The sequence below is a fragment of the Bacillus cereus genome, assembly GCF_002567495.1.
Classification (GTDB): domain Bacteria; phylum Bacillota; class Bacilli; order Bacillales; family Bacillaceae_G; genus Bacillus_A; species Bacillus_A cereus_AQ.
In genome coordinates, this window is record NZ_NVAP01000016.1 from 1 (window position 1) to 21,798 (window position 21,798).

A 21,798-nucleotide genomic window follows, 5' to 3' on the forward strand; every position below is an offset into this window, starting at 1 on the left:
CTTACCCGACTAAATAAGCTATCCATATGGACAGCTTATTATATTTTTTTGCTTAGCGTGTTTTATTTCAAAAATACTGGCGTTACCTCAAGAAATGGATGGAAAATAAAAATCATTGGAATCGAAAGCTTTTAAAATCTCATTCCTAATTTGAAATGTAAAAATAATGAAATAGTATGGTAGCGGGAAGAAAGTAGTAAAATTAAGCATCCGAGTAGGAGTATAGAGTGTTAACATGTTACAATACAGCTAAGAACACGCAATAAAGGAGAGTTTTTTACGTGAAGATTAAAGCAATTGAACCGACGCCAAGTCCAAATACAATGAAAGTTATTTTGAATGAAGTATTACCATCAGGAGCGCGTAATAATTATACAAATGAAAATAAAGAACAAGCACCAGTACAAGTGCAAGAAATTTTGAAAATTGAAGGCATTAAAGGTGTGTATCATGTAGCAGACTTTTTAGCAGTGGAGCGAAATGCAAAGTATGACTGGAAAGTTTTATTACAACAAGTTCGTGCTGTTTTTGGCGAAGAAGTAGTGGAAGAAAGTGAAGAACAACAACTTGCTCATTTTGGGGAAGTGAAAGTGTTTGTTCAAATGTTCTTTACTATTCCAATGCAAGTAAAGTTAACAGATGGAACATCGGAAGAACGTGTTGGCTTACCAGAGCGTTTTAAAGAATCAATTATGAAGGTACAAATGTCTGCACCAAACGTTGTAAAAGAGCGAAAATGGGTAGAACAAAGTACACGTTACGGTAATTTTGAAGAAATCGGGAAAGAAGTAGTAGAAGAGATTGTTGCTGCTTATTCAGAAGAACGTGTAAATGAAACGGTTAAAGAATTATTAAACCAGGCAGGTGCTGTTGAAGTAACGATTCAAAAGCGTGAGCCATATAAAGTAACAGAAGAGATGATGAAAGATGCTGACTGGAAAAACCGTTTTGCAGCATTAGAACAAATGGATCCTGCTGAAGAAGATATTCCAGTGTTGAAGATGGCGTTAGATGATGAAAAAGTTTCGATTCGTCGTTTAGCAACAGCGTATTTAGGTATGGTAAAAGGTGATGGAGTATTGCCATTATTATATAAGGCGTTATTAGATCGTTCAGTAAGTGTTCGCCGTACAGCAGGCGATTGTTTATCAGACGTAGGTGATCCAGCAGCGATGTTCGTTATGATTAAATCTCTGAAAGATTCAAGTAAATTAGTACGCTGGCGTGCAGCGATGTTCTTATTTGAGCTTGGAGATGAAAGTGCGATTCCAGCATTAAAAGCAGCGCAAGATGATCCAGAGTTTGAAGTAGCGATGCAAGCGCGTCTAGCATTAGAGCGTATTGAAGGCGGAGAAGAAGCAAAAGGTTCTGTATGGAAACAAATGACGGAGTCTCGTAAAGGGGAATAATGTATGATTGTTTTCTATGATAGTTGGTGTCCGATGTGTACGGCGGTTGCAGAACGTACGAAAAAATTAGATAAAAAAGGTAAGATGAAATTTGTTTCATTTCGAGATGAAGATGTAGTTGAGAAGTATGAGCTTTCTCAAGAACTACAAAGTAAGATGGAACAAAGAATGTATATTTTTAAAAATAATAAATGGTATGACGGCATTCAGAGCATAGATGTATTAGCAAAGGCCGTTCCATCTTATTGGTTTGCCGTTCCTTTTATAAAGCTATCTATCGTACTTGGTTTTGGAAGTAAAGTATACGATTATATCGCTAACAATAGAAAACTTGTCCCAGTTGGACATTGTCGCGGTGGGGTTTGTGAAATCCCTACAAAAAAATGAAATCATCGTAATCTTTCTTTTGCACCTAGTAATAGAGCGTGATATGATGAATTTGGAATGAAAGTTGAAGGAGAGATTACAAGATGTCAAATGCTTATGAAGAATACATGCGCCAAATGGTAATCCCAATGCGCCAAGAGTTAGTGCGTTCTGGGTTTGAAGAGTTAACTACAGAAGAAGCTGTAACAGAATTTATGGAAAATACATCAGGTACAACTTTAGTAGTTGTAAATTCTGTTTGTGGCTGTGCAGCTGGTTTAGCACGTCCATCAGCAGGTCAAGCGGTTGTTCGTGCTGAAAAACAACCTGATCATCTTGTAACTGTATTCGCAGGTCAAGATAAAGATGCTACTGCAAAAATGCGTGAATATTTCGGAGAAATTCCGCCATCTTCACCATCAATGGCATTATTAAAAGGAAAAGAAGTTGTTCACTTCATTCACCGTCATGAAATTGAAGGTGCAACTATGGACGAAATTATTACGAACTTAGAGCAAGCTTTCGAAAAGAATTGCTAAAAGAAGGGGGAGAGTAAATCTCCCTCTTTTCTTTATATAGAGGTGAAACAATGATAGTAACAACAGCAGGAAGAACAAATAAAGAAATGGCAGCATATGCAAAAAAGGTAGCGGAAGAATTAAATCGTTCTTTCATTATGCGTAATGATATACCAGTACATAAACTGCATGAGCAGTATGAAGAAGATGTACTTGTCGTAGGAAAGAATCGATTAGCTATTTATCCGAAAGGTACGGAAGAATCGTTTTTCTTTCATCCGAACTCAGCAATGTTTCGTGTGAAAAGATTAATGCGCGGAGAACACGATCCGTTTGTGCAAGCTGCTAAATTAGAGAGCGGAATGACAGTATTAGATTGTACGCTCGGTATGGCATCAGATAGTATTGTAGCTAGTTATGTTGTCGGTGAAAGTGGAAACGTAACAGGACTTGAAGGCAATGAATACATGGCTTATATCATGAGAAATGGTTTGAAAACATGGTCTTCATCTGTTTCTGAAATTGATGAAGCAATGCAAAGAATCCAAGTAAAGCAAACGGAGCATTTTTCATTTTTAGCGCAATGTGAAGACGATAGTTACGATGTCGTTTACCTTGATCCTATGTTTGAAGAAACTGTCATAGAATCTGACGGAATTAAAGGATTAAAACACTTCGCTTTGTATCATGATATTACTGATGAAACAATTGCGGAGGCGAAGCGAGTGGCGAGAAAGCGTGTCGTATTAAAAGATCATTTCCGTAGTTCTAGATTTGAAAAACACAATTTTCACGTATACAAAAGAAAAAGTGCTAAGTTTCACTTTGGTGTAATTGACCCTTGCTAATTGTTTGAAAAGATGTATAATAAGCAATAATTAATTAAATTTACTGTCTGTGATGAAGAGAGTAGTCTTTTTTAGAAGGAAAGCGAGCTGGGGATGGTGTGAGCCTAGTACGGAAGAAAAAGATGAAGCGCACTTCGGAGATGCTTCTTGAACGAATAGTAGAGAAAGCCGAGGCCCCCTGTCCTCGTTATAAACGGGAAAGTGGTTCGTAACGAACAACAAGGGTGGTACCACGGGTTAAAACTCGTCTCTTTTTTAGAGACGAGTTTTTTGTGTTTTAAAAAATAAGGAGGTTATATCATGGATTATAAAACGCAGTTTGCGAAAAGTTTATTCAATATTTTTACGAGTGAATTAACGCAAAATCAAATTTTAGATTTAATCGAAACACCGAAACAAGATGAATTTGGAGATGCAGCGTTCCCATGCTTTTTACTAACAAAACAGTATAAAAAGTCACCAGCTATTATCGCAAAGGAAGTTGCTGAAAAATTAAATGATCCGTTCTTTACGAAAGTAGAAGCTGTTGGTCCTTATGTAAATGTATTTTTTAATCGTGAAACTGTAAGTGATGCAGTATTAAAAACGGTTTTAGCTAAGAAAGAAGAGTACGGTCAAAACCACTTTGGATGTGAAAAAACGGTAGTTATCGATTATTCCTCTCCTAATATCGCAAAACCTTTTTCGATGGGGCATTTACGTTCTACAATGATAGGGAATTCGCTGAAACATATCGCTGAAAAATGTGGCTATGAAGTTGTAGGAATCAATTATATTGGAGATTGGGGAACACAGTTTGGAAAGTTAATTACCGCATATAAAAAATGGGGAAATGAAGCAGTAGTTAAAGAGGATCCAATACGTGAATTATTTAAACTATATGTTCAGTTTCATGTAGAAGTAAAAGAGAATGAAGAACTAGAAGAAAAAGGTCGTGCTTGGTTTAAAAAACTAGAAGAAGGTGATGAAGAAGCGGTAGAGCTTTGGAATTGGTTCCGTCACGAGTCCCTTAAAGAATTTTCTCGCATTTATGAACTTCTCGGTGTAGAATTTACTAATTTTCAAGGAGAAGCTTTTTATAATAACTTAATGGAAGATTTTATTGGGATTTTAGAAGAACATGAGTTGCTTGAAGAATCAGAAGGCGCATTAGTCGTTAATTTAGAAGAAGAAGGAATGCCGCCTTGTTTAATTAGAAAATCAGATGGTGCGACGATTTATGCAACCCGTGACTTAACAGCAGCTTTATATCGTCAAAACACTTATGGGTTTGATAAAGCGCTATATGTTGTTGGCCCAGAACAAAGCTTACATTTCAATCAATTTTTCACTGTATTAAAAAAAATTGGCTATACTTGGGTTGATGGTATGGAACACGTACCGTTTGGCTTCATTTTAAAAGACGGCAAGAAAATGTCGACACGTAAAGGAAGAGTTATTCTACTCGAAGAAGTACTTGAAGAAGCAATCGAACTTGCAAAACAAAATATTGAAGAGAAAAATCCAAACTTAAAACAGAAAGAAGAAGTAGCAAAGCAAGTTGGTGTTGGTGCAGTCATCTTCCATGATTTAAAAAATGAGCGTATGCATAATATCGAATTCTCATTAGAAAATATGCTGAAATTTGAGGGAGAAACAGGACCGTATGTACAGTACACACATGCACGTGCTTGCTCTATTTTAAGAAAAGAAAGTGTAGAATTTGAAACGTGTACGTTTACCTTAAAAGATGATCATAGCTGGAGCGTTGTAAAATTACTTAATAAATTCCCACAAGTAATTGAAGTAGCCTTCAACAAAAATGAGCCATCGGTTATTTCGAAATACGTATTAGATGTAGCACAATCGTTTAATAAATATTATGGAAATGTGCGTATATTAGAAGAGAGTGAAGAGAAAGACAGTAGACTCGCATTAGCTTATGCTGTGACGGTTGTATTAAAAGAAGGATTACGTTTACTTGGGGTGGAGGCTCCTGAGGAGATGTAGCATAAAAGGTGTATGTATCATTACAGATATGTACGCCTTTTTTATTTTGTATAGGAACGGTGTAAGCGGTAATTTCACTTTATTAAAACTAATTTTTGAGAGAATTATTTAAAGTGTAGGAATGTTTTTGTTAAATGGAGAATTGTAAAGTGTGTATATAAAAGGAGGCGTTAGACGTTGGAAACATACGATTGGAACAGTAAACTAGCGTATTTAAAAAACACGAGAGATTTATATTACAATAATGATTATGTAAGCTTTCTAGTGAATTCAGTTTGGAAGATTTCTGAGCCAGTACATATTGTTGATTATGGCTGTGGATATGGTTATTTAGGGTTAGTTTTGTTGCCGTTACTTCCAGTTGGATCAAAGTATACAGGCATCGATAGCGGAGCAGCATTAATAGCTGAAGCAAGAGAGTTGTTTCGTTCACTTCCATATGAATCAGAATTTATGGAGGGGGATGCTACAGAAATTGAATTGAACAATAAATATGATATAGCAATCTGCCATGCTTTCTTATTACATATGACTACTCCAGAAACGATGCTACAAAAAATGATACATTCAATTAAAAAGGGAGGTAAAATAATTTGTTTTGAACCGCATTGGATGTCAAATATGTCTTCCTATGTATTAAATGGAGAGAATCAATCAGAAATCATCCAGTTAGGTGTCTTGCAGAAATTATTTGAAAGTGACATGAAGAGAAACGATAAAGACGGTAATATCGGCATGAAAATACCAGTGTATTTAAGTGAATTAGGTGTGAAAAATATTGAGTGTAGAGTGAGCGATAAAGTGAATTTTTTAGATTCAAATATGCATTACAATGATAAAAACAATTTGTATCAATCATTAAAAGAAGAGGGGATTGCGGGAAATCCGGGGAATAAACAGCAATTTATAGAACGTTTAATGGTAAGAGGATTAACATATGAGGAAGCGTTAGTACAATATGATGCAGAACTGCGGTTTTTTAACGCATTTCATATACACTCTTCATTAGTGTACGCTCCTAATATGAAAATTACATTTGGTGATATAGAATGTTAAAAAGTGTGATATGAGGATTGTCGTGTAATTTCGGTAAATCGATATCCACCATCTAATCGTGGATATAATTTCATGTATGGATTTTAGCTTCTAAAAGATAAAATCTTCATGTTACGTTATTTCATATAATCAAACAAAATCTGGAGAAAAACAATTAGTTTTACTATATTTTATTATAAATTTGAATAATATTAATTAATACCAGCGATTATAGGAGATTTTAGTTGAATACATACAATATGATGTGTAAAATCTAAGCAAGTAGCAGTATAAATATAAATTCGAGGTGAATGCATGCTAGATTTTAAGCAGTTAGAAGCGTGTTTGAAAGATAAGAGATTTGTAGATGGATTACAGGAAATAAATAATGAAATTTCATATATAAAAGAAACGAATACTTTATCCTATGTGAAGAATTGGCTTGCTAATATTCCTTCACATAAGGAGTTTGATATATTAATTCGCCTTACTGATGAAGGGCTTATGCACCAATATAGTTCATTCCTCATTCGCTACGCTTATAAAAAATTCCCAAATTTGAGAACGCTCTCTTTATATTGTGATGAGTTAATTGATGAGCGGAAAATTCTTGAAGCAGAGCAGTTGTTAAAATCTTCTTTAGAAGAGTTAGATAAAGAAGAAATAGATGCAGATTTTTTAGCGAAAACATATTTTACGTTAGTACGATGTCTTTTAGAAATGAAACGAATCGAAGAAGCGTTAATGTATATGCAAAAAGCAGAGGAGTACAGTACACGCGCAGTCTTTGATAAATGGGGCTACGTTTATATGCATACAGGTGAATGGGAGAAAGCGGAAGAGCAATTTATTGCTGGTAAGCAGCATGAAGATTGTGAAGAGTTATCTACCTATTTATTATCACAATTGTATGCGAATAAAGGGGAACAAAAACGTGCGCTACAGTTAATTGATGATGCAATTGTAAAGTTCCCACAAGTACCATATTTTCATTTTGAGAAGGTAAAGTATTTATTAGATTTAGAGCAATATGAAGAGATGTTAGCGGTAATAGATAACATAAATACGCAGCTGCCATATCATGCTTATAACACTTACTTTGTACATTTACGTGCAGAAGCGCTTTATAAAATGAATAAATTTGCAGATTTACAAAGGCTATTAAAAGAAGAAAAGAGTTTAAAAGAGTCTTTATATCATAATTTAGAAAAAAATCCAGATGGAAAAAAGGTTCACTTGCCGATAGTTCCAGTTGTACAAAAGGATAATTATTGTGTTCCGACAAGTTTAGAAATGATGTTGCGTATATGGGGAGAGAAACGTACACAAGATGAAATAGCAGAGTTTATTTTTGATATGGCAGGATCGAAATTTTCAGATACTGTTTCTTATTTAGAGGAATTAGGTTATGAATATCGTTATTTTAAAGGGAATGAAGAGAATTATAAGAGACTACTGGGCGAAGGAGTTCCTGTTTTATTAAGTATAGATATTGAGCATGCTTCACATGTACAAGTGCTATCTGGATATGATGATACATTGCAAGCTTTCTATGTTCAAGATCCAAACTTTATAGAGCCAGTTCTTGTGGAATATAGTAAATTGCAAGAGAAATATCGTTATACAGGATGTTTAGCAATCACGTTTGTTCCGAAAGAAAAGAAGGAGCAACTAGCATTTCTAAGTGAGGAAGAAAATCGTTATTTTAAATCTATTTTTTCTCTTACGGATCATTTAGATGAACATGATAAAGAGGGAATTAGTAACTTAGTACAATTTTTAAAAGAAACAATCGATAATTCAAATACGTGGTTATATACGATAAAGCACTTAGATGTTGAAGTAGATAAAGAATTTATTTTATATTGTATCGAAAAGTTAATGGAAAAGTTTCCGAACTCGGATTTTGTTAAATTGCATGGTGCACAGTGTTTTATTCGTCTTCAGGAAGTAGAGAAAGCGGAGCAAATGCTGACAAGTGTTGAGAAGAAAAATAATCGTGCTTTATATCATTTGATAAATGGAAGATATGCTTTTGAGCAGGAAAGGTATATAGAAGCAATTTCAAGTTTTCGTTCATCATTACAGTTAGACGCAGATCAGCCGATTGCTTGGAGTTTTCTCGCTTTATCCTATATGTATATCGATCAATCTGAAAAAGCATTGCAGTACTCTCAAGTTGCGTTAGAGCGTAGTCCTGAAAGATTCACTTTAACGAATCACGGTTTAATATTAATAGATTTAGAAAGATATGAAGAAGCATATGAAATCTTTAATGACTTGTTAAAAGAGTATAAATATGAGGCGCATGTATGGTATGAACGAGCGAGATGTGCACATCAATTAGGAAAATTATATTTAGCAATAAAAGGGCTTAAAGTAGCGATTCATTTGGATAGTAATGCACCTTACATTTATACGAAACTTTCGGAAATATACGAATCTGATTTGAAGGATGAGGAAAGTACGAAAGAAATTTTATTAAACGGTATTGAGAATTGTGATGATAAAGCACCTCTTTACGTAAAATTAGGTGACTATCATTTTCAAAATGATAGCTTGAAAGAAGCAGAAGTATTGTATAAGCGTGCTTTAGAAGAAAATGATGAGGATGTTTATTCTCACTTCGGACTTACACAAGTTTATATGGCAAGAGAACAATACAAGGAAGCAAAAGAATATATTCATGGTCTTGAAAAACAAATTGAAAAGAGCCAAGATTTCCTCATGAATGCAGGAATGGTGTTATGGGATGCTGAACTTGAACTTGGTGGAAATGAAGAAGGGTTTAAAGTAGCACTGTCTAAGTTAGAAAATGGTATAAAGAAAAGCGATTATAATGTAGCAAGTGCGTTAGATGAATATGTCAATCGAATTAAAGGAACGGTGTTTGTACAACGAGGTATAGCGTATTTAAGAACGTTACAAAAGGAAAGAAATGAAGTAAGTGAGTATGGTTGTTATACAGGTATTTTATATGAATCTATCGGGCAGTACGACCAAGCGATGAAAAGATACAATAAGGCAATAGAACAAAAGAAAACGGCATTACCATATTACCGAATTGGTGAATCACTTATGGCACTCGGGCAATTGGCAGAAGCAAAACAGGCGTATGAAACATGCTTAGAGCTTGATGGAAATTTCATAGGTGTACATTTACAACTTGCAGAAATATACGAAAAAGAAGGCAATAGTTCAAAAGAACAACATCATATGGTTCAGGCGATGAAAGAAGAGCCGGTGCATATTAATATGGAATATTTGGCACAGCTTTCAGTAGATATGAATCTTCAGGAAGAGCTTCTTATGGAATTGGAACAATTAACGGATGAAGTACCTGAAATATGGCGATTAGATGCGATTGCATATGTGCATGGTGCGATGAATGAAATAGATAAAGAACAGGCACGAATTGAAGAAGCGCTACAATTAGATGAAGGTCATACAGAAGTTTTATATCATTATGCAAAAGTATTAGTGAAACAAAGAAATGTAAAAGCAATTGAAGTTGCAATGAAAGTAATACAAAAAGATTTTGATAATGAACGTATATTTGATGTTTATGTAAAAGCGGTAGAGCAACATAAAAAATTGTCTAGCATACGAGATTTTCTTCATACATTAAAGGTGAAAAAAGCAGAAAGAAGTACAGCATTCATGTATGCTGCAGCTGCGGTTACGGAAATATGGATTGAACGTCAGTTGCATGAACAGCCGAAACGATCTATCATTACGAGAGCTTTTTATCGTATGAAAAATCGTGCGAGAGAAATTTCAATGGTTACTATGATAATTGATTTATATGAAATCTCTTTAAAGTTAAATCCGAAAAATAGTATGGCAGCACAGCGATTTGCGCTATTTTACGAGAATGTAGAGATGAATAAAGAAGCAATAGAGATTCTGCACACGTCACTAGAAAATAAATGGGATTATGAAGTAGCGAAGCAACTTGTAAATCTTTTCATTGAGTGTGAGGAAGATGAGATGTTAAGAGATGCTTTGGAATTAACGAAGCAAATGGTTCGAGAACTACCGGATGATTACGATACTCTTCTTTTACAAGCACAAGTATTCTTTAAAGCTGGGGAAGAAGGAAAAGCAGAAAAGATTTATTTACAATTAACGGAGAAAACACCGTTTGTAAGTAGAGGATTCCTTGCTTTAGGAGAAATGTACCAAAGCCAAGGGAAGTTTGAAGAAGCAATTCATGTATTAGAAGGTGCTTCTATACATCATCCAAATGAAACGGAAATTCTGCTGTCTTTAGCATCTTCGTATCACGGAATTGGTCAAACGATAAAGGCAGAACAAATAACGAGTGAAGTATTAACAATTGATTCGAGTCATTTGTTAGCAAGATATGATCATGCTTGTTATTTAGCGATGTTAAACAGAAATGAAGAGGCGAAAGAAGAGCTTTCGATTGTACTTCGTGAGGATGAATCGGGATTTTTTGCTGAACTTATCGAGGAAGATAAAGATTTAGCAGGATTACGGGAATTTGAAAAGTAATAGTATATGTATTTAAATAGTGAAAAAAGGGTATAAATGAAAATATATTTCGAATTAGTTGACAATTAGTTACCAAATGGCATAGAATAGCTGTTAACAAAGTATACAAATCTGAAGACGAGAAAGAGTAAAATAGTGAGCTGTTCTCCAGAGAGCCGGTATATTGCTGAAAGCCGGTGTGCAGACGTTATTTGAAAATCATCTCCGAGGAGCCGAGGCTGAAAGTGAGTAAGCTCGGACGGATGTCTACCGTTACAAAGAACACGTATGATAGTACGTTGCTAAGTGCTATTAGTGAAAAAAGCTAATAGAATTAGGGTGGTATCGCGGGTAAACCCGTCCCTACTTTATAGGGATGGGTTTTTTGTGTGCTTTAAAATATTCAAAGGAGTGATTGTATATGGAAAAAGTAGATGTAAAAGAATCAGCTGTAGGAAGAGAAACGCGAATTCGCAAACAGTGGAACGAACAAAATATTTTCGAACAATCAATTCAGAATCGAGAAGGCGCACAGTCTTTCGTGTTTTATGAAGGACCACCAACGGCGAACGGACTACCGCATGTAGGTCATGCACTTGGACGAACAATTAAAGATTTAGTAGCAAGATATAAAACGATGGCTGGTTATAAAGTGTTAAGAAAAGCGGGATGGGATACACATGGTTTACCTGTAGAATTAGGCGTTGAGAAGCAACTTGGTATTTCTGGTAAACATGAAATTGAAGAATATGGTATTGAACCATTTATTCAAAAGTGTAAAGAGAGTGTATTCACATATGAGAAGCAGTGGCGTGAATTTACTGAAAGTATTGGTTATTGGGTAGATATGGATGATCCATATGTTACTTTAGAGAATCCATATATCGAAAGTGTATGGCATATTTTAGGGACGATTCATGAAAAAGGATTGTTATATAAAGGGCATAGAGTTTCGCCATACTGTCCAAGCTGCCAAACTTCATTGAGCTCACATGAGGTTGCACAAGGGTATAAAACAGTAAAAGATTTAAGTGCAACAGTGAAGTTTAAAGTGAAAGATAGTGAAAATGAGTATTTCTTAGGCTGGACAACAACGCCTTGGACACTTCCAGCAAATGTTGCGCTTGCTGTACATCCAAATATGGAATATGTTAAAGCAAAACAAGAAGGTCATGTATACATTGTTGCGAAAGAACGTGTACAAGAAGTATTAAAAGAAAACTATGAAGTATTATCTGTTCATAAAGGCGAAGAATTATTAAATACATCTTATACAGCGCCATTTCCGATGAAAGAAGTTACCAATGGTTACCGCGTTATCGCAGCAGATTTTGTAACGGCAGATAGTGGTACAGGACTTGTCCATATTGCTCCAGCATATGGAGAGGACGATTATAGAGTTGTTCAAAGTGAAGGATTGTCATTTTTACATGTTGTAGATGAAAAAGGTGAGTATACAGAAGCGGTACCATTTTTGAAAGGTAAATTTGTAAAAGATTGTGACGTTGACATTGTTCGTTATTTAGCGAAAGAAGGTTTACTATACCATAAAGAAAAATATGAACATAGCTATCCACATTGCTGGCGTTGTGATTCACCACTACTTTATTATGCAGGAGAAAGTTGGTTAATCCGAACAACGGCAATTAAGGATACATTTTTACAAAATAATGATTCAGTTACTTGGTATCCGGATCACATGAAACATGGACGCTTTGGTAAGTTTTTAGAAAATATGGTGGACTGGAATATTAGCCGAAATAGATATTGGGGAACGCCATTAAACGTATGGGAATGTGAAAGTTGTGATCATCAGTTTGCGCCGAAAAGCATTGCCGAATTAAGAAAGCATAGTACGAAAGAAACACCGGAAGATTTAGAATTGCATAAGCCTTATGTAGATGAAGTGCAAGTCTGCTGCGAAAAATGCGGAGGCACAATGAATCGTACACCAGAAGTAATTGATGTTTGGTTTGATAGTGGTTCCATGCCATTTGCACAATATCATTACCCATTTGAAAATAAAGAGTTATTTGAAGAGCAGTTTCCAGCTGATGTTATTGCAGAAGGAATTGATCAAACACGCGGCTGGTTTTATAGTTTATTAGCAGTATCAGCACTATATACAGGAAAAGTACCGTATAAACGAGTGTTATCACTAGGGCATGTTTTAGATGAAGAAGGGCAGAAAATGTCTAAAAGTAAAGGGAATGCACTAGACCCAGTTGATTTAGTAGATAAGTTTGGTGCAGATGCGCTAAGATGGGCTTTACTCGTTGATAGTGCCCCGTGGAATGCGAAGCGTTTTTCTGAAAGAACAGTACTGGAAGCGAAATCTAAATTTGTAGATACATTAGTCAATGTGTATAGCTTCTACGTTTTATATGCAAATTTAGATGAGTATAATCCGAAAGAAACGTATGATGTAAAGCGTACGAAATTAGACGAATGGGTATTATCAAGATTGCATAGTACAACGAAAAAAGTGAGAACTGCACTTGATGATTATCAATTTACGAATGCAGCTCGTGAAATTGCAGCACTTGTAGATGAAGTGAGTAACTGGTATGTAAGGCGCTCACGTAATCGTTTCTGGGAATCTGGTATGAACGCTGAGAAAGCTGCTGCGTATGAGACACTTCATGAAGTACTTGTAACAATTAGTAAATTAATTGCACCATTCACACCGTTTGTCGCGGAAGACATTCATCTTAATTTAGAAGGAAGTAGCGTTCATTTAGCTGATTATCCAGTTGTAAATGAATCACTACTTCAACCGAAATTAGAAGCGGAAATGGATGCTGTTTTACAAGTTGTTGAACTTGGAAGAAGTAACCGTAATCAGCATTCTTTAAAAGTAAAACAGCCGCTAGCAGAACTTGTATTACTTGAGCATAACGAGAATGATATGGATTGGGAATCTTATCGTGATATCGTTATGGATGAGTTAAATGTAAAAGCGTTCCATGTTGAACTCGATGAAACAAAATACACATCATATCAATTGAAGCTCAATTTTAAAACAGCAGGGCCGAAATTCGGTAAAAATGTGAATGCAGTGAATGGTTGGCTAAAACAATTATCACAAGAAGAAGTACAAAACTTTGTATCAACAGAAAGAGCAGTTTACGAAGCAACACCAGGAGAAGAAGTAGTTGTAACTGCTGAAGATGTGTTAGTTGAGAAAGTTGCAAAATCAGGATTCTCTAATACGACTAACGGACAATATACAGTTATGTTAGATACGAATGTAACGGAAGAATTGTTACAAGAAGGAGTAGCGCGTGAATTCATTCGTGCGGTTCAAGAATATCGTAAACAGTTGAATTTACCAGTTAATTTACGAGTCGATGTTATTCTCGATACAGAAGAAGAACTACAACGAACGTTAACGAACCATAAAGATTTATTGGAAGAAAACTTACTCGTTAAACAGTTTACATTTGGTCACTTAACGAACGAAGACGATGAACTTTCTTTAGGTGAAACAAAACTTAGAATTAAATTAAGTGCAGCTAATTAAAGAAAAAAGGAAGTTGGAATGATTCCAACTTCCTTTTTCGTATGGAGGTAAATTAACTAGCTAATTTCCTCATAATCCATTCAATAGGTCCTCTAGAAAATTTCTTTCTCCATAATACGCTAAATAAAATACTGAAAATGAAAAATGCAGTAGCAAATAATAAAACGAAAAGTAGTGTTTGATGTTCCATTCTATTGAATAGAATTAATGCTCCAATACCGATAAATACATGACTTACATAATGAGTTAATGTTAATTGTCCTGTTTGTACAATGGAAGTAACAAACCAATTATTTTCATATTTTTCAGCGATATAGAGGCAAATTATTAATATAGCAATAGCAGATCCTGTTGCAGATAAAATGTACAATACATTTGGTAAAATGGGTCCTGTATTAAACAAAAAGGTAGCAGCTTCTTTGCCGATGTATGGAATAAAGAAGTTTGTAAGTCCTTTTGATAAAAGTTCTGTCAATATTGTGATTGTAATACCTAGTAAGAGTAATCTTTCTTTAATTTTTTTATTATGAAGATCTAATCTGCCAATTATCATACCGATTAAGAAGAACGAAAACCAAGGGAAAAAAGGGTGATAACCATTAAAGAATAGATTGCGAAGAAAACCGTTTACTGTCCAGAAGTCTACATAGTTTATAAATGGAGTAGGGCCTTCCCAACCTTCGAAGGTATTGAAAGTAAGTTGAAGAGATTGTGCGATGAGTAGGATAATGATAGAAAGTGAGAGTAATAGTTTTTTTCGTACTGTAATGAGTAAGGCAGCAACGAAAAGGTAAACACCATAGTAGTGTAATATATCCCCAGTCCACTCCATTACGTATAAAAGTAATCCTAAAATAAATAAGAATAGTGCCCGTTTCCATATGATCTTTCGGCTATTAGAAATTTTTATTTTTTCATTACTAGCAACAGAGGATCTAGTCATTAAAGATATGCCAATTCCAGCAAGTATAACAAACAAGGCAGAAGCTCTACCTTCAAAAAGTGACATGAAGGTTATTAAAAATGGGGGACCATTTCCTTCTGCACCTGTTATCACCATAAAATTAACAAGCAGCATACCAAACATCGCCAAGGCCCTAGCAAAGTCTAAGCCGATAATTCGTTTTTTAGTATTCAATTCAATCCCTTCTTTCAAAAATACTGTTTACAGCTTCCATCCATATTTGTTTATAATCTATATCCACATGTAACATCATAAAATTCCCGACATTATCAAGCACTAATGCTAACATATGAGCTTTTGAAACTAGATTTTTATTTTCAATCAATTGAAGCTCATTTGCTTTTGTAAGGATTGATTCAAATCCTTGTAAATATTCTGTTTGCACAGTTAGTAATCGATCTTTGTACATATCATTTCTTGAAGATAGTAATACATATTCTTGCAACACACGATTAAAATAAGGATCGTTCTGCTGTTCATCAATTATTTTGAATCCAATTTCAATACATTTTTTAATAAAATTTTCTTTCGTAAACTCTTCTGTATGGAAGAAGGAAGAAAACTGCATCGCAGCACATAATTCTGTGAAAATACATTCGATTAATGCATCTTTAGATTTAAAGTAATAATAAATGGACGGTTTAGCAATTCCGACTTCTTCAGCAATCATTGAATAGGTCGTTTTGGCAATACCATTTTCGGCAAACAGTCGATAGCTTGCTTCCATAATTGAAGAGAGTGTTTCTTCACTTTTGCTCATAATAAAGCCTCCTAAAAAAAGGTTATATACATCGTATCATTCATTAATATTTTTTTCAACCTACCGTTAGGTAAAAAACAACCTATTTTTTTACACAGTATTTTAAAAGTCTTAAAGGTAAAGGAATTGATGTTGAAATATATTTCTAAAGTATTGTGTTCACTTTACACATAAATATTGAGAAAATTTCACTCACTCTAAATGGAAAGGTAATAGAATTATTCATAGAGAAATACTCGTAGATTCAATTTTTATCCCTCCATTTTGTGGGGAGTGATTGCCGAGTGGTAACGGGATAAGGTTGAGCTACTTTATTAGGGGGAGTGGTTCTATGTTTAATAAAAAAATGGTGGCAATGGCGATGACTGTGCCATTAGTAATGGGGACGATTTCTACGGTTTCGGCGTTGGAAAAACAACAGCAAGTAAAGCTAGAAGCTTATTCGCCGCAGAAAAAAGCAACTGAATATTTAAAAGAAAATGCATCGCAGTATGGATTGAAAACAGACCTTTCAGACTTGCAATATATTTCTACAACAGAAACGTCAGTAGCTTCATATGTTAGATTCCAACAAGTAGTAAATGGTGCACCCGTATTTTCAAAACAAATTACGGTTACTCTTAACGGAGAGGGAAAAGGGGTACTTGCTGTTTCTGATTATCAGTCTGTTACAGGTGTGAAGGAAATCACGACAAAAATTAGTGAAAAAGATGCAATACAAAAATCAATGGCGTATGTTGGAGAAGCAAGCGAGCAAAACTTATGGGCTCCTACAGAGAAAGAGTTCGGATATATTATTGAAGAGGGAATTGCTCGTCCAGTATATAAAGTTGTAGTCCATTCTAATAATCCATTTGGTGCATGGGAAACATTTATTGATGCAGAAAATGGAAAACTAATTAAAAAGGTTGATATAAACCGAAAAGCTGAAGGGTCAGGGAAAGTATTTTTACCTAACCCGGTCGTATCTAGCGGTAGTAAAGTAGGATTAAAAGATAATAATGATGCAGATTCAGCAGCCCTAACGAACCAATTGAAGACTGTTACGTTAAAAGGTTTAGATGGAACAGGATTTTTAATTGGCGAGTATGTAACGATTTCTTCAAAAGCAAAAACAAAATCTGCAAACTTACAATTTAACTATACACGTGCAAATGATAGCTTTGAAGATGTGATGTCTTATTATCATATCGATACATTACAGCGTTATATTCAAGGGTTGGGTTTTAAAAATATTAATAACCGTTCGATAAAAGTGAATGTTAATGGTACAACTGATGATAACTCATTCTATTCTCCATCAACGAAAGCTTTAACTTTTGGTACTGGCGGAGTAGATGACGCGGAAGATGCTGGCATTATCGCACATGAATACGGGCATTCGATTCAAGATAATCAAGTACCTGGTTTTGGTAGCTCAGAAGAAGGCGGAGCAATGGGAGAAGGATTTGGTGACTTCTTAGGCGCTACTTACGAAGATGCAGTATCGACTACGGGATACGGAAAAGCATGTGTTGGAGAATGGGATGCAACAGCTTATTCTAGTTCAGATCCAACATGCTTACGCCGATTAGATAATAACAAAGTATATCCGAAAGATATAACGAATGAAGTGCATGATGATGGTGAAATTTGGGCACAAGGCCAATACGAGATGGCAAACGCATTTGGACGTGATGTAGCAACGAAAATTATTTTACAATCGCACTGGTCATTAACACCAAACTCTAAATTCAGTGATGGAGCAAAAGCGATTAAGCAAGCAGATGCTCTTTTATATGGTGGACAACATGCTGCTGATATTGATCGCATTTGGGCAGCGAGAGGAATTAGTACGAATTAATATAAAAAGTCGTGGCATTCATAAGCCACGACTTTTTAATTTGCTTATGAACTGGTACTAGTAAATAAAGCTATATCAATGATAGTGTGAATATATCCGTATTCCCTTTACTTTTTAGCTTCTTTAAAAACAAAATGCTCTTTAAATTTTCTAGATTCAACTTTTTGACCATTCCGCATCGAGCGGAATGGGTGTTCTTGCCACGTAATAATAACATCAACCTCATCTGCTTTTGTAGCAACAGGTAAATTAGCGTGTTCAAATCCAGCTTTTCCGCTTGCTAAACGACTTTCCTTTAAGGAAAAGAGTTCATATTTTGTTTTTGTCTTGGGCTCGTTGCGGAAGACTTCAACTTGTACATTATACACTTCATTTTTCCCAAGATTTTTCACGGAGAAGAAATAGTTTTGAAATTCATCTTTTTTAGCTTGAAGCATATTCTTGTTTGTTTTTTTCGGTTTATCAATATTCACTTGCCATTGATCAGAGTTTTGAGAGATTGGTAAAGATTTTGGTGAATAGGCGTACGTTTCGTTTACTACAATGAGGCAAAACAAAAGGAGAAAGAAACTAATTGCTTTTTGCATATACACACCTCGCTTTAAATTTGTTTATTAATATGCGTGAAAAATACAGTTTTTATGTAATAAAATGGAAAAGGTGATAATTTGATTCAAATACAATTAAATAAACTGGAAGAGGTAGTAAATGGTGAAGGATTACAAGAATCATTTCATTATATAGAGATGCAAGGCGTCTGTATTGACTCTAAAAAAATTAAGAAAGGGAATTTGTTTGTTCCAATTATTAGGGTGAAAGATGGGCACGATTATGTAAAAGAAGCGATGGAAAAAGGTGCGGCTGCTTCTTTATGGAAAAAGTCTTACGGTGATCCTCCAAAAGGAATACCGCTAATTTTTGTAGATGACACATTACTTGCACTGCAAAAATTAGCACAATATTACCGAAAGACAAGTAATGTGAAAGTTATCGGAATTACTGGTAGTAATGGAAAGACCACCGTAAAAGATATAATAGGCACGATTTTAAGTACAACTTATCGTGTGTATAAAACGAGGGGGAATTTAAATAGTCAAATCGGTTTGCCACTAACGATTTTAGAAATGAAACAGGATACAGAGTTTTTAATACTTGAAATGGGAATGAGCGAAACGGGACAAATTCGAAACTTGTCACAAATAGCACAGCCGGATGTAGCGATTATTACAATGATTGGGCAGTCTCATTTAGAAATGCTTGGATCAAGAGAAGAGATTGCAAAGGCTAAATTAGAAATGATATATGGATTAAAAGATGAAGGACTGTTCTTATATAATGGTGATGAGCCATTGCTTTCCAAAAATAATAATATGCTAGGTATAAAATGTAAGTCGTTTGGTGAAAAAGATACAAATGATTTGTTCCCAGTAAACGTGCAATTAGATGAACATGGTGTTCATTTTACATTAAATAATTTAACAAAAGTCCAGTATGATGTTCCTTTACATGGAAAACATAATATTTTAAATGCAATCGTTGGAATAGCCGTAGGACAATTTTATAAAGTTCCTACAGAAAAAATACAAAAAGCATTGCAGCAAATAAATATTACTCATATGCGCTTTCAATTTCTAACTGCTAAAACAGGTTTTACGATTATTAACGATGCATGGAATGCCAGTCCATCTTCTATGAAGGCTGCAATTGAAACGTTACAGAAATTAAATGCTTATGAGAAAAAAATTATAGTAGTTGGGGATATGTTAGAGTTGGGGAAGGAAACTGAAACGTATCATAGAGAAATTGGTAAAATGTTAAATCAAGAGAGCATTCAATATGTATTTACGTATGGAGGGTTAGCTGAAATAGTAGCAGAAGAAGCAATGAAGACATATGCTACAGGACAAGTGCAGTCATATAATAATAAAACAAAAATAGCAGAGGAAGTATTGAAAATTATAACGAAAAAAGATGTTGTATTATTGAAAGGTTCACGTGGAATGGCTTTAGAGGAGATTGTACAAAAGTGGATATAAAAAATCAGAATATACTTAAAAAAAGACTTGCGTTTTACAAAATAAGGAGTTAGAATACTCTGTAAATATAAAAAGTGAGGATCAGGAAAAGTACATGATGCAAAGGTCTACAGAGAGCAGCCGGTTGCTGGGAAGGTTGCGATACCGCATGATGGAAAGACACCTGTGAGTGTTGCTTTGAACGTGATAATTAGTAAAAGCAAACGGTACCTACCGTTATCAGGGCTAAGATGGTCAGTATGACAATTTGGGTGGTACCGCGGAAAAAAATCCGTCCCTATTTATAGGGGCGGATTTTTGTATTCTTTGAAAGGGGGTGAGTGACCGTGGATGATGACGATGACAACAATAACGTAAATAAATATAAAATTACTGGAGGGAAAAATAATGGATTCAATAATGAAGCGTTCACTCATAAAAGAATGTACAAAGCAAAGTGGAAAGGTTGTATTACTTCAAGGATGGGTAAAAAAAATTCGGCACCTTGGAAATGTTAGTTTTTTATTATTACGGGACAGAACAGGAGTAATTCAATGTGTATTAGAAAATGAATTGGCCGGATATAAAGTTGATGTAGAAAGTGTTGTCCATGTAATCGGTGAAATAGTCGAGACGACGAAAACGGAATTGGGTGTTGAAGTACTTGCTCATGAAGTGAAAGTAATAAACGGTGCAGAACCACTTCCGTTTGAAATAAATAAAAAGAAGTTACAAGTGGGCTTAGATCAATTATTGAATGAGCGGGTACTCTCATTAAGACATGAGCGAACTGCAGCGATTTTTAAAGTGAAATCTACACTCGTTCAGAGCTTTAGTGAATTTCTAATAGAGAACGATTTCACACGTATATTTACGCCGAAAATTGTTTCGCAAGGGGCAGAAGGAGGAGCAAATGTTTTTAAGCTTCCATACTTCCAAAAAGAAGCTTATTTAGCACAATCACCACAGTTCTACAAACAAATGATGGTAGCGGGTGGGTTAGAACGAGTTTTTGAAATTGCACCTGTATATAGAGCGGAACATCATAATTCTTCCCGTCATTTGAATGAATATATATCGTTAGACGTAGAACTTGGTTTTATTCATGATTTTTATGAAGTGATGCAACTAGAAACGGATGTTTTACGATATATGTTTCAACAAGTAGCAAAAAAATGTGAAATAGAACTACAACTATTACAAATAGAAGTACCTGTTATTACTGAAATACCTAAAATTACATTGTTAGAAGCACAAGAAATTTTGAAAAGTAAGTATCGTAAAGAATCTCCTGTAGGGGATTTAGATACAGAAGGTGAAAAGTTACTAGGGAAATATGTAAAGGAAACATATAATAGTGAATTTGTTTTCATTACACATTATCCGAAAGAAGCGAGACCGATGTATACGATGCAAAATAAAGAGAATCCAGCTATTACTGATTCATTCGACTTATTATATAAAGGGTTAGAAATAACGTCAGGGGCACAGCGAATTCATAATTATGAAATGTTACTCGCTTCGTTTAAAGAAAAAGGATTACACCCAGAGAAATTTCAATCTTATTTAAATACATTCCGATACGGTTGTCCTCCGCATGGAGGTTTCGGAATTGGGTTAGAAAGGATTGTATATAAACTATTAGAATTAACAAATGTACGAGAGGCGAGTGCTTTTCCGAGAGATTGTACTCGTCTTATACCGTAAAACGAATCTTCGCGATTATCGCGAAGATTCGTTTATGCGGGATTGGTTCAACTAATAATCAGTGGGGATGAAGAAACCCCCCACTGATTAAAGTTTCACTTTATTGTTACAGTTAGTTTGAAAAGGGAAAAATATCGACTCTTTCTTTCCTTTTTTCTTTTGCTAATAAACTTAGTAAAAGTGAATTATCAATATGAACCATTTCATTTTTTAATGGGTTTTGCATTCCAGATAACATCATATATACAGCTAAAGTAACGATAGTAAAAAAATAAAACAGGGCCGAATGAATCCTTTTCGACAAAAAAATCAATATATCCCTTG

General features: G+C 34.9%; 14 protein-coding genes and 3 other annotated features. Of the genes, 11 read left to right on the forward strand and 3 right to left on the reverse strand.

Annotation, left to right across the window (positions count from 1 at the left end):
* The first annotated feature begins 281 nt into the window (after positions 1-281).
* From COK05_RS07485 to ileS, 8 genes are all read left to right on the forward strand, one after another.
* Entirely contained in the window at positions 282-1,409 is a 1,128-nt protein-coding gene (locus COK05_RS07485; RefSeq protein WP_098612075.1) for a conserved virulence factor C family protein, read from the forward strand.
* 3 nt (positions 1,410-1,412) lie between these two features.
* On the forward strand, positions 1,413-1,796 hold the full coding sequence (locus tag COK05_RS07490) for a thiol-disulfide oxidoreductase DCC family protein (RefSeq protein ID WP_098612076.1): 384 nt from the start codon (positions 1,413-1,415) through the stop codon (positions 1,794-1,796).
* Positions 1,797-1,879: 83 nt separating this feature from the next.
* A complete protein-coding gene (locus tag COK05_RS07495) occupies positions 1,880-2,314 on the forward strand; it encodes a BrxA/BrxB family bacilliredoxin (protein WP_000063706.1) in 435 nt (144 codons plus the stop codon).
* Positions 2,315-2,364: 50 nt separating this feature from the next.
* Positions 2,365-3,141, forward strand: coding sequence for a class I SAM-dependent methyltransferase (locus tag COK05_RS07500; RefSeq protein WP_098612077.1), 777 nt, complete (start codon positions 2,365-2,367; stop codon positions 3,139-3,141).
* 40 nt (positions 3,142-3,181) lie between these two features.
* Positions 3,182-3,396: a binding site (T-box leader), on the forward strand.
* A gap of 45 nt (positions 3,397-3,441) precedes the next feature.
* A complete protein-coding gene (gene argS / locus COK05_RS07505) occupies positions 3,442-5,130 on the forward strand; it encodes an arginine--tRNA ligase (protein ID WP_098612078.1) in 1,689 nt (562 codons plus the stop codon).
* Between the two features lie 177 nt (positions 5,131-5,307).
* Complete coding sequence (locus COK05_RS07510) at positions 5,308-6,186, forward strand: class I SAM-dependent methyltransferase (protein ID WP_098612079.1); 879 nt, start codon at positions 5,308-5,310, stop codon at positions 6,184-6,186.
* A gap of 294 nt (positions 6,187-6,480) precedes the next feature.
* Positions 6,481-10,683 (forward strand): bacteriocin-processing peptidase family protein, encoded by a 4,203-nt coding sequence (locus COK05_RS07515; RefSeq protein WP_098612080.1) that lies wholly within the window; start codon positions 6,481-6,483, stop codon positions 10,681-10,683.
* Between the two features lie 105 nt (positions 10,684-10,788).
* Positions 10,789-11,030, forward strand: a binding site (T-box leader).
* Positions 11,031-11,083: 53 nt separating this feature from the next.
* A complete protein-coding gene (gene ileS / locus COK05_RS07520) occupies positions 11,084-14,185 on the forward strand; it encodes an isoleucine--tRNA ligase (protein ID WP_098612081.1) in 3,102 nt (1,033 codons plus the stop codon).
* A 52-nt stretch (positions 14,186-14,237) separates the two neighbouring features.
* Here ileS and COK05_RS07525 read toward each other — a convergent pair whose 3' ends face one another.
* Both COK05_RS07525 and COK05_RS07530 read right to left on the reverse strand, forming a co-directional pair.
* Entirely contained in the window at positions 14,238-15,323 is a 1,086-nt protein-coding gene (locus COK05_RS07525) for a DUF418 domain-containing protein (protein WP_141538943.1), read from the reverse strand.
* 1 nt (position 15,324) lies between these two features.
* Complete coding sequence (locus COK05_RS07530; RefSeq protein WP_098612083.1) at positions 15,325-15,909, reverse strand: TetR/AcrR family transcriptional regulator; 585 nt, start codon at positions 15,907-15,909, stop codon at positions 15,325-15,327.
* A gap of 331 nt (positions 15,910-16,240) precedes the next feature.
* On the opposite strand from COK05_RS07530, the gene COK05_RS07535 reads away from it, so the two are divergent.
* Complete coding sequence (locus COK05_RS07535; RefSeq protein ID WP_098612084.1) at positions 16,241-17,752, forward strand: M36 family metallopeptidase; 1,512 nt, start codon at positions 16,241-16,243, stop codon at positions 17,750-17,752.
* A 107-nt stretch (positions 17,753-17,859) separates the two neighbouring features.
* Here the strand turns inward: COK05_RS07535 and COK05_RS07540 are convergent, their stop codons facing one another.
* Positions 17,860-18,339, reverse strand: coding sequence for a hypothetical protein (locus COK05_RS07540; protein ID WP_098612085.1), 480 nt, complete (start codon positions 18,337-18,339; stop codon positions 17,860-17,862).
* Positions 18,340-18,420: 81 nt separating this feature from the next.
* Between COK05_RS07540 and COK05_RS07545 the strand changes: the two genes are divergently transcribed.
* On the forward strand, positions 18,421-19,788 hold the full coding sequence (locus tag COK05_RS07545) for a UDP-N-acetylmuramoyl-tripeptide--D-alanyl-D-alanine ligase (protein ID WP_098612086.1): 1,368 nt from the start codon (positions 18,421-18,423) through the stop codon (positions 19,786-19,788).
* Positions 19,789-19,856: 68 nt separating this feature from the next.
* Positions 19,857-20,070, forward strand: a binding site (T-box leader).
* 105 nt (positions 20,071-20,175) lie between these two features.
* The gene (aspS, locus tag COK05_RS07555; RefSeq protein WP_098612087.1) at positions 20,176-21,474 is read left to right on the forward strand and encodes an aspartate--tRNA(Asn) ligase; all 1,299 of its coding nucleotides are present in this window, start codon (positions 20,176-20,178) and stop codon (positions 21,472-21,474) included.
* Positions 21,475-21,798: the final 324 nt, after the last annotated feature.

What these genes read in the sequence shown, in the direction of transcription:
- aspS (WP_098612087.1), top strand. Translation starts at nt 20,176, where the DNA reads ATGGATTCAATAATGAAGCGTTCACTCATAAAAGAATGTACAAAGCAA.
- COK05_RS07495 (WP_000063706.1), top strand. Translation starts at nt 1,880, where the DNA reads ATGTCAAATGCTTATGAAGAATACATGCGCCAAATGGTAATCCCAATG.
- COK05_RS07540 (WP_098612085.1), bottom strand. Translation starts at nt 18,339, where the DNA reads ATGCAAAAAGCAATTAGTTTCTTTCTCCTTTTGTTTTGCCTCATTGTA.
- ileS (WP_098612081.1), top strand. Translation starts at nt 11,084, where the DNA reads ATGGAAAAAGTAGATGTAAAAGAATCAGCTGTAGGAAGAGAAACGCGA.
- COK05_RS07500 (WP_098612077.1), top strand. Translation starts at nt 2,365, where the DNA reads ATGATAGTAACAACAGCAGGAAGAACAAATAAAGAAATGGCAGCATAT.
- argS (WP_098612078.1), top strand. Translation starts at nt 3,442, where the DNA reads ATGGATTATAAAACGCAGTTTGCGAAAAGTTTATTCAATATTTTTACG.
- COK05_RS07490 (WP_098612076.1), top strand. Translation starts at nt 1,413, where the DNA reads ATGATTGTTTTCTATGATAGTTGGTGTCCGATGTGTACGGCGGTTGCA.
- COK05_RS07535 (WP_098612084.1), top strand. Translation starts at nt 16,241, where the DNA reads ATGTTTAATAAAAAAATGGTGGCAATGGCGATGACTGTGCCATTAGTA.
- COK05_RS07530 (WP_098612083.1), bottom strand. Translation starts at nt 15,909, where the DNA reads ATGAGCAAAAGTGAAGAAACACTCTCTTCAATTATGGAAGCAAGCTAT.
- COK05_RS07515 (WP_098612080.1), top strand. Translation starts at nt 6,481, where the DNA reads ATGCTAGATTTTAAGCAGTTAGAAGCGTGTTTGAAAGATAAGAGATTT.